At 43.8% G+C, this 8,607-nt stretch carries 9 protein-coding genes; 5 read left to right on the top strand and 4 right to left on the bottom strand.

The features are described 5' to 3' along the window. On the top strand, positions 1 to 433 hold a 433-nt coding region (locus tag WJ238_RS09720), incomplete at its 5' end, for an SPASM domain-containing protein (RefSeq protein WP_337606816.1). Here the strand turns inward: WJ238_RS09720 and WJ238_RS09715 are convergent. The 3 genes from WJ238_RS09715 to WJ238_RS09705 are packed head-to-tail and all read right to left on the bottom strand — an operon-like array spanning position 420 to position 3,559. Next, positions 420 to 1,208 carry a sulfite exporter TauE/SafE family protein gene (locus tag WJ238_RS09715; protein ID WP_230104979.1) on the bottom strand — a complete coding sequence of 263 codons (789 nt, stop codon included), beginning with the start codon at positions 1,206 to 1,208 and terminating at the stop codon, positions 420 to 422. The two genes, WJ238_RS09720 and WJ238_RS09715, sit on opposite strands and share 14 nt — an antisense overlap. Further along, the gene (locus WJ238_RS09710) at positions 1,205 to 2,704 is read right to left on the bottom strand and encodes an arylsulfatase (protein ID WP_337606814.1); all 1,500 of its coding nucleotides are present in this window, start codon (positions 2,702 to 2,704) and stop codon (positions 1,205 to 1,207) included. Before WJ238_RS09710 ends, WJ238_RS09715 begins: the two co-directional genes overlap by 4 nt. Before the next feature lie 18 nt (positions 2,705 to 2,722). Next, complete coding sequence (locus WJ238_RS09705; RefSeq protein ID WP_230104981.1) at positions 2,723 to 3,559, bottom strand: AraC family transcriptional regulator; 837 nt, start codon at positions 3,557 to 3,559, stop codon at positions 2,723 to 2,725. 395 nt (positions 3,560 to 3,954) lie between these two features. Between WJ238_RS09705 and WJ238_RS09700 the strand changes: the two genes are divergently transcribed. The 4 genes from WJ238_RS09700 (at position 3,955) to WJ238_RS09685 (ending at position 7,376) form a co-directional block, all read left to right on the top strand. Next, positions 3,955 to 5,337, top strand: a complete 1,383-nt coding sequence (locus WJ238_RS09700; RefSeq protein ID WP_316265808.1) for a carbohydrate ABC transporter substrate-binding protein — start codon at positions 3,955 to 3,957, stop codon at positions 5,335 to 5,337. 79 nt (positions 5,338 to 5,416) lie between these two features. After that, complete coding sequence (locus WJ238_RS09695) at positions 5,417 to 6,307, top strand: carbohydrate ABC transporter permease (RefSeq protein ID WP_230104983.1); 891 nt, start codon at positions 5,417 to 5,419, stop codon at positions 6,305 to 6,307. Positions 6,308 to 6,322: 15 nt separating this feature from the next. After that, complete coding sequence (locus WJ238_RS09690) at positions 6,323 to 7,195, top strand: carbohydrate ABC transporter permease (protein ID WP_337606812.1); 873 nt, start codon at positions 6,323 to 6,325, stop codon at positions 7,193 to 7,195. Between the two features lie 13 nt (positions 7,196 to 7,208). Further along, positions 7,209 to 7,376 carry a DUF6903 family protein gene (locus WJ238_RS09685; RefSeq protein WP_230104985.1) on the top strand — a complete coding sequence of 56 codons (168 nt, stop codon included), beginning with the start codon at positions 7,209 to 7,211 and terminating at the stop codon, positions 7,374 to 7,376. A gap of 46 nt (positions 7,377 to 7,422) precedes the next feature. Here WJ238_RS09685 and WJ238_RS09680 read toward each other — a convergent pair whose 3' ends face one another. Continuing rightward, a complete protein-coding gene (locus WJ238_RS09680) occupies positions 7,423 to 8,397 on the bottom strand; it encodes an AraC family transcriptional regulator (protein ID WP_337606811.1) in 975 nt (324 codons plus the stop codon). Between the last annotated feature and the right edge of the window lie 210 nt (positions 8,398 to 8,607).

Here is an 8,607-nt window from a genome sequence, read left to right as displayed (position 1 = left end):
CAGGGGAGTTCCGGTATATATCCGGCAGTTTGATAATTATGCGGGGATGCTAAGAGGAGCACAGCCGGAAGCCTGCAGTATGTATGGAAGATGCAGTATGCAGAACGTGATCGAGGCGGACGGTACGGTCTATCCCTGTGATTTCTATGCGCTGGATGAATATGAGATGGGAAATATTACAGATTCAAACGTTGATTTTAAAGTGCTTGAAGAAATGGCAAGAGATGCCGAAAGAGCGCCTTTTTTTGCCGATGCTGAAAAAAGAGATGAAAGATGTCCGGATTGCCGCTGGTATCCTCTGTGCCGGGGAGGCTGCAGAAGAGATCTGATACCTTATGGAAAGGAAATGAGAAACCGTTACTGTGAGGCATATCAGAAATTTTTCCAGACGGCCATCGGCCGTCTGGAATATCTGGCATCTATATGTATTTGAAGAAGTTATAGACACAGATGAACAAAATGATAATGATGAGTCCGCAGAAAAGCCGGTCCACCATGTCATTGTCCAGCTTCCGATTGAAGGAGCGGCCAATGGCGGCTCCGATCACAGCAAATACGACCATGCAGATCAAAAGGATCCAGGAAAAATCCGGAACTGATCCGGTCAGCAGAGTTTGCAGGAAACCGGAAATCTGCGAGAACATAATGATCAAAAGAGAGTTCTGGGCAGCAGTCTTTGTCTCCATGGAAAAGAAGAAGGAGAGGAAGACCAGATTAAAGGGACCTCCGCCTATTCCAAGGAAGGAGGAAAGAAGGCCCAGAATAATACCAATGATAATGCACACGACAGGATGCGTCATGCGATGGGTCCGGATCGTGTGTTTTTTAATGGTGTAGATCAGTGTGCCAAAAGTAAGGAGAAAAAGAACGGCCGCCTGGCATGCTCCGATCCGGTTCGGATCAGAGCTTAAAGTCTGAATAACAGAAAAAAGCTGTTTTCCGGTAATGCCGCCTGCTACGGCGCCCAGGGACAGAAGAATCCCCGTTCTTGCCTCAAGTCTTGTATCTTTTGCGGCCACTGCCTTTCCAATAGAATAGATGGACATACTCATGACCATAAGTCCGGAAAGGAAGCTTACGGTTTCCACGCTCATAATCCCCATACTGTCAAGGACGGGCTTGACAATGACTCCGCCGCCGATTCCGCAGATGGAACCGATGACAGATGCAAGAAGGCAGATAGTAATAATAATCAGGTACTGGATCATAGAACGCCGCCCCCTTCTTTTGCTTCATTAGTGTCGCTGACATCTGTAAGATACGGAGGGTATGGGCGTCCCGGAATCAGTTCCTGCCCGTCTGTAAAGCCCTCCGGCCTTCCGGTAAGATTACGAATCAACAGGCGTCTTAAAGTATCAATGCGGTCCCTGTACTGGGGATCATTAATGCGGTCTGTCAGCTCATGAGGATCCTCTTTCAGAAGGAAATACTGTTCCTGTCCTGTCTGTGAATGCCAGATATATTTGTCTGTTTCTGTTACAATCCAGTGATTGGAAAACTCTCCATAAGAGTGTTCGCCATGGAGAGAATCCCGAAGTTTTTCTACCGGATCAGTAAGAAGAGGCTTCAGGCTGATCCCATCTACGGATTCTGGGATAGGAGCGTCGGCAATGTCCAGAAGGGTGGGCATAACGTCCCGAAGCTCGGCAACAGAGTGGCAGACACTGCCCTGCTGTGCTCCGATGTTGGCAAGAGCGCCGCCGGAGATTAAAAGAGGAATATGGCAGCTACCCTCATATGGCCGGGATTTGCGGAACATGTGGTGGTCGCACAGTTCCTCCCCGTGATCGGACGTAAAGAGAATCAGTGTATTGTCATAGACTTCGTGTTCTATAAGAGCCATGATAAGCCGGCCGATCTGGTGGTCAAGATGGGTAATGCAGGCATAGTATCCAATCTGTGCTTCGCGGATCAGATCGGGGTCAATGGGGCCTGTCTTAGAGTCGAAAATCCGTCCGGACTCTTTCAGATAACGATCGCTTTCCCAGGTACCTACAAAAGGCGGCCGAAGCTCACGGCTGCGGTACAGATCAAAATAATATTCAGGAGCGTCAAAAGGCGGATGAGGCTTTAAATAAGAAGCCATAAGGAAAAAAGGTTTTCCGGGGTCCCGCCGCCTGAGAAAATCAATGCTGCGGTCTGTCACCCAATTGGTCGGGTGATATTTTTCTTCATAAATCCAGGGACGAGCTACATAGCCGTTGCAGTCAAGTCCTGTGTCAGTTACATCGGCAGACACACCCAGTTCTTCTTTCAGCCAGTAAAAATAATCGTCCGCTACCAACTGAGATTCCCTGTAGGGGACACTGCCGTATCTGGCGGCGTGAAGATAGCCGTCGTGCAGATCTACATTGTGAAATCCGAGATAGTTTCTCAAAGGATGCACATGCATTTTTCCTGTACACTGGGTATGATAGCCGGCCTTTGAAAGTTCACCTGCCATGGTGTGAGGATACGTCCAGGGAATATTATCTTCATAGCCTACCCGGCGGTGATGTTCGGGCGACATTCCGGTGTGAAGCGCGGCGCGCGCGGCAATGCAGCTCGGACATGCGCTGTATGCATGATCAAAGACAACTCCCTTGCTGGCAAGAGTGTCCAGGTAGGGGGTTTTGATATCGGGATGCCCGGCATAACCTAAGGCATCACCCCTTAGCTGATCTGTCATGATCAGAAGTATATTTGGTCTGTTTGTTTTTTTCATTTTGGATATCCTCCTGGTCTATATGGTAGTATTATTGTGTTCCTGCCGGTATTTAATGGGGGTTATACCGAAGTTTTTGCGGAAAATCTGTGTAAAATAAGACTGCGATGAAAATCCTGCCGATGACGCAATATCTGAGATAGAATGATCGGTATCTTTGAGCAGCGTGCAGGCTGCTTCCAGACGACGCTGGTTCAGGTATTGGATCGGCGAAAGGCCTGTGTATTTGGTAAAAGAATGAGCCATATAATATTTATTCATATGGGTCAGACTTGTAAGAGTGTCCAGGGTAATATGCTCGGAATAGTTATTGTCCAGGTATTCCTTAATGTGGGCACATTCTTTCGTCATTCGCACGGACTGGATCGGTGCGGGAACCAGGCGCTGCGAACGGATGATACGGAGGATCAGAATTTCCAGAAGCTTCTGGCAGATGGTGTCAGAGGCAAACTGCTGGTTTTTTACTTCATGCAAAATCTGTACAAACAGGTCGGTGATCAGAGTTTTTTCCTGAAAATTACAGAACACCTGCACGCAGGTCTGATCGTTTTCGGGGTGAAACGTAATACCGTCAATTCCAATAACATAGTACTCCAGAGAATATCCGCGGATAGATTGCTCGGTGTGTTCTACATAAGGAGGGATGATCACAAGGTCTCCGCTTTTAATGGAATGCACTTCATCGCGGAACAGAAACCTCCCCTTCCCGTTCACTACATAAAAAAGTTCGGTAAAATAGTGAGTGTGAAGCACGCTTTTCCAGTCTTTTTCATCTTTGGAGAAAGAGATGGATAAAAGCCGTGCGTTCAATTTCTGAAGATCTGTATCTTTAATCGTATAATTTCTGTGGCTCATATCAAAATCCTCCTGATCTCGCTGTTTCAGCGGCCGAAGCCGAAGCAAAAGGGTAAGGACGGATCCTTTTTTATTATTATATATTTTCATCTATTGAAAAGCAACAGATATAAAAAATCGAAAAAATCAGAAGAATGACGGGGCTGGAAAAAGCAACAATAAATGTAATGTTTTGTCTAAAGGAATCAAAAGATGTCGAGAGAAATATTGTGTATAATGAATAAAAAATAGATACTATATACAGAAAAACTGGAGTTTTATTACAAGAAAATTTTTAAAAATCAAAAATTCTTTCATGAAATAGCAAGATATATAAAAGAAAAGGCAATATCCCTATGGAAAAAGCTTTCTGAATGAGCTATGATGAACTTATCAAAGAACAGGAGGGAATTTTTATGAAAAGGAAAGTAGTAAACAGACTGATCGCTGCATCCCTTGTTTCTGTAATGACACTGGGGACTCTTACAGCATGTGGATCAAGCGACAGCGGATCAGACTCCGGAAGCGACAGCGGAGACGGAACAACGTTGAAAGTTGCTGCTTTTGAAGGCGGAAACGGAACCCAGATCTGGGAAGACATTGTAGCCGCTTTTGAGGAAGAAAATGAAGGCGTAACTGTAGAACTTGAAATGTCTTCACAGCTGGATCAGGATCTGACAAAGGAGATCAGAAATGGGGATGTTCCGGATGTTGTATATTACAATCTGGGACAGGAAAGTGGTTTCACAGAGACAATGCTGAAAGAGAATGCGATCGCAGATATCACAGACGTATTTGACGATGAACTCAAAGGCAAACTTCTGGATGGTATTCTTGATGGTACAGATGCACAGCCGTATGCAGACGGAAAGATTTATCTGGCACCGATCTTCTACACACCGACAGGATTCTGGTACAATAAGAACCTGATCGGAGAAGGCAAACAGTATGAACTGCCGACAACATGGGAAGAGTTCTTTGCGCTGGGTGATCAGGCAAAGGCAGACGGAATTTCTCTGTTCACATTCCCGCAGGCAGGATACTTTGACGCTACAATGTACAGCATGCTGGAGCAGGCAGGAGGAATGGACTTCTACAATGCAGCTCTGCAGTATGATGAAAACACATGGACATCCGAAGAAGGACAGAAGGTTCTGGATACAATCGGAAAACTGGTATCTCCGGACTATACACAGGAAGATACAGTAGCAAATGCAAATGCTGACGGTGGATTCAAGATCAATCAGCAGAATGTAATCGATGGAAAAGCTCTGTTTATGCCAAACGGAAACTGGGTAATCGGTGAGATGGCTGCTTCTACACCGGATGACTTTGAGTGGGGCATGATGCCGGCACCGAAGTGGGAAGGCGATGAGACACAGGCTGTTTACACATTCACAGAGCAGATGTGGATTCCGGCAGACGCACCAAACATGGATCTTGCAAAAGAATTTATCAAATTTATGTACTCTGACACAGTTGTTGATATCCTGTTAGGAAATACAACAACAGATGAGGAAACAGGAGAAGAATCTCCGTCACCAGTAGTAGCACCTGTTAAAGGCGCAGCAGACAAACTTCCGGAAGGAACAACAAAAGACTGCTATGCAGCTACAACTGCAGATGATATCGTAACAGTTACAGGAAAATGGGCTACAACAGCTCCTATCGAAGGCCTGAATATGAATGAGGCTACTTACAAACCAATTGAATCCATTAACACAGGTGATATGACTGTGGAAGAATGGCAGGCACAGTTGGTAGAGACTTGGGAGAAATGTGCAGCAGCGCTTGAATAATCAGTAGACTATTGTAATGAGTGGAGACAAAACGGTGAGTTATATGACTCACCGTTTTTAAGAGAAAAGGAGGAGAATCATGAACAGAAAGAACGCACAGAGAAGATTTGTTTTTGCATGTCTGGCTCCTGCAGTTGTTCTGGTCGTGTTGTTTATATTTGTTCCGACAGTCAATGTATTCCGCATGTCTCTTTACAGAATGGGCGGTATTACGAATAAAAAAGAATTTGTCGGATTATATAATTTTAAAACCCTGATGGGAGATAAAAATTTCCTGCAGGCAATGCAGAACTCGATCACGATCATTGTTATGGTAATGGTTTGTACGATTGTACTGGCAATTCTTTTTGCAGCTTTGCTGTCAAGAGGAAAGTTCAAAGGGAAAAACTTTTTCCGTGTTATTTTCTACATACCGAATATTTTAAGTATCGTAGTTATTGCCGGTATCTTTGGAGCTATTTATGATCCGAGCAACGGTCTGCTGAATACATTTCTGGAAGCAGTGCACCTGGATTTTCTGAAGCATCAGTGGATGGGAGATCCTAATATTGTATTATATTCTGTAATTTTTGCCCTTGTATGGCAGGCGATCGGATATTATATGGTCATGTATATGGCAAGTATGGCGGCGATTCCGGAGGATCTCTATGAAGCTGCTTCCCTGGACGGCGCAACAGAAATACAGATGTTCTTCCAGGTAACACTGCCGTTGATCTGGAGCAATATTCGGACAACACTTACATTCTATATCATCAGTACGATAAACTTAAGCTTCCTGTTCGTGCAGATCATGAGCAACGGAGGACCGAACGGAAAGACGGAAGTATTCCTGAACTATATGTATAAACAGGCATATGGAGCAGGCGTATATGGATATGGTATGGCAATCGGAGTTGTAGTATTCCTCTTCTCCTTTGTGCTGGCAGCTATTGTAAACAAGATCACAGACCGGGAAGTTCTGGAATTTTAAAGGGGGCGAAAGAATATGGGAAAAAAGAAACATTCTGGAAATATCTTATATAAAATATTTATTTATGTTGCCCTCCTTGCTTTGGCTATCTCGATCATCATACCGGTTTTGTGGGTATTTATGGCGAGTGTGAAGCGTAACGCGGAATTTATCGGAGCAGATGTGAATCCGTGGGCACTTCCGAAGCAGTTCTTCTATCAGAACTTTATTGTGGCATTCCGCGATGCGCAGATGGGAGATTTCTTCTTCAACTCGATTATTGTCACTGCATTGGGACTGATTCTCCTTCTTGTAATTGCTCTTCCGGCGTCCTATGTATTGTCAAGATTTGACTTTAAGGGAAGAAGAATTTTGAACGTTGCGTTTATGGCAGGGCTTTTTATTAACATCAACTACATCGTTGTACCGATCTTCCTGATGTTAAGTGATGCAAACAAAGCGCTGGGAGTGGAATTTTTCCTGGACAACCGCTTTATTCTGGCGCTGATCTATGCGTCCAGTGCGCTGCCGTTTACCATCTATCTTTTGAGCGGTTATTTTAAAACGCTTCCGAAGGGATTTGAGGAAGCCGCTTACATTGACGGATGCGGATATTTTAAAACAATGGTAAAGATTATGGTTCCTATGGCAAAGCCAAGTATTATTACAGTTATCCTGTTCAATTTCCTGTCGTTCTGGAATGAGTATATTATTGCGTATACTCTGATGGATGAACACGGAACATTGGCAATGGGACTGAAGAACCTGATGGCAGTAGAAAGAACGGCAACAAATTACGGTATCATGTATGCCGGTCTGGTTATCGTTATGTTACCGGTACTGATCCTGTATATCTGTGTACAGAAACAGCTGACAGAAGGTATGACGCTTGGTGGTCTGAAAGGTTAAGGAGGGAAATGATATGAGCAATACGGTAAAAAATCTGATTATGGTTATTGTTTTTATTGTTTGCCTTGCACTTGTGATAATAGGACAAAAGACGATCAGTGTCACAGGTCTTGCGACACAGCTGGTAGGTCTGGTAGGACTTCTGACATTGTTGTTTATCTATAACCATAAATATAAATAATGTAAAACGATAAAAAAAGAGTCGCATGCGGCTCTTTTTTTATTATTCAATCATAGCTTCTTCTCGTTCCGTGACGCTTGGCAAGGTTGCTGGACAGGCTTTGGGAATTGGAGTAGTTTTTAACAGACGTAGCATACTCCATGGGCACCATGCCGGTGGACTGCTTGAAGCGTTTGGAAAAATATTGGAGTGAACCAAAAGAAAGGTAGTGTGCAATTTCTGTAAAATTCATGGTTCCGTCGCGGATCAGCTGCTTTGCAGCGTCGATTTTCATTTCCAGAAAATGGTCAATTGCACCATGATGAAATTCTCTGTGAAACAGGTTGTACAGCGAGGAGGGGCTTAAGGAAAAGGTGTTGCACAGAGAAGCGATTGTCAGGCGTTCACACAGATGCAGTTCCATGTAATCCAGAATGTTCTGAAGGGCCAGATGGGTGGATTCTGCCTGAAAAGGGGAGACGGGATCTGTGTTTTCAAAAGTTTGCTCTGTTCCGGCAAGCGCGGGGACATCTTCCAAATGATGACGGCACAAAGTGATAAGAAAAGCTTCCAGGTATAGAAGAACAAGATGCTGCGCTCCGAATCTGCCTTTCGGATTAACAGACACCTGTTCCACCTGCGGAATATTTAAAGGCGAATCGAAAGCTTCACCTGCCTCGCGGACAATGGCCGAAATCAAATATTGTTCATCCGCTGACAGATGAAAGACTTTCTGTTCGAAAAATTTCATGGCAGGAGAATGACAGATAAAAGAAATATTTACCAGGTTTGGAGCCTTGTCGCCTATGGAGTGCAGGGCATGAAATTCGTTGGGGCGATGAAAAATAACGTCTCCTGTGCCAAGAAGGTGGACGGAAGCGTCAGCTGTCACACGCAGTTCGCCCTTATCTACATACATAAGCTCCCAGAAATCATGGGATTCTCCGGAAAAGAAAAAATCTTTCATATATTCAAAATAGTGAATGGTAATAATTTCATTGATGATAAATTCCCGTTTCAGATGGGTGCTTTTATATGCCATGCCTTTGTATGCCTCCTGAAAATAAGTGTTTAATCTTAACAATTTACTAAAAAAGATAACACAATGCAGGAAATCTGACAAGAAAAAAAGAGAGAAATTTTAGAAATAACAAATTTTTGCTTGTAAATAAAAGAATTTAAAAAGATAATATAAAAATATTGTGAAAAAAATATTAAAAAATAGATAGAATAAGATAACTTGAATAAGGAA

It is taken from the genome of Claveliimonas sp. (assembly GCF_037273965.1).
Classification (GTDB): Bacteria; Bacillota; Clostridia; order Lachnospirales; family Lachnospiraceae; genus Claveliimonas; species Claveliimonas bilis.
This window is presented reverse-complemented; position numbering and strand designations above follow the sequence as displayed.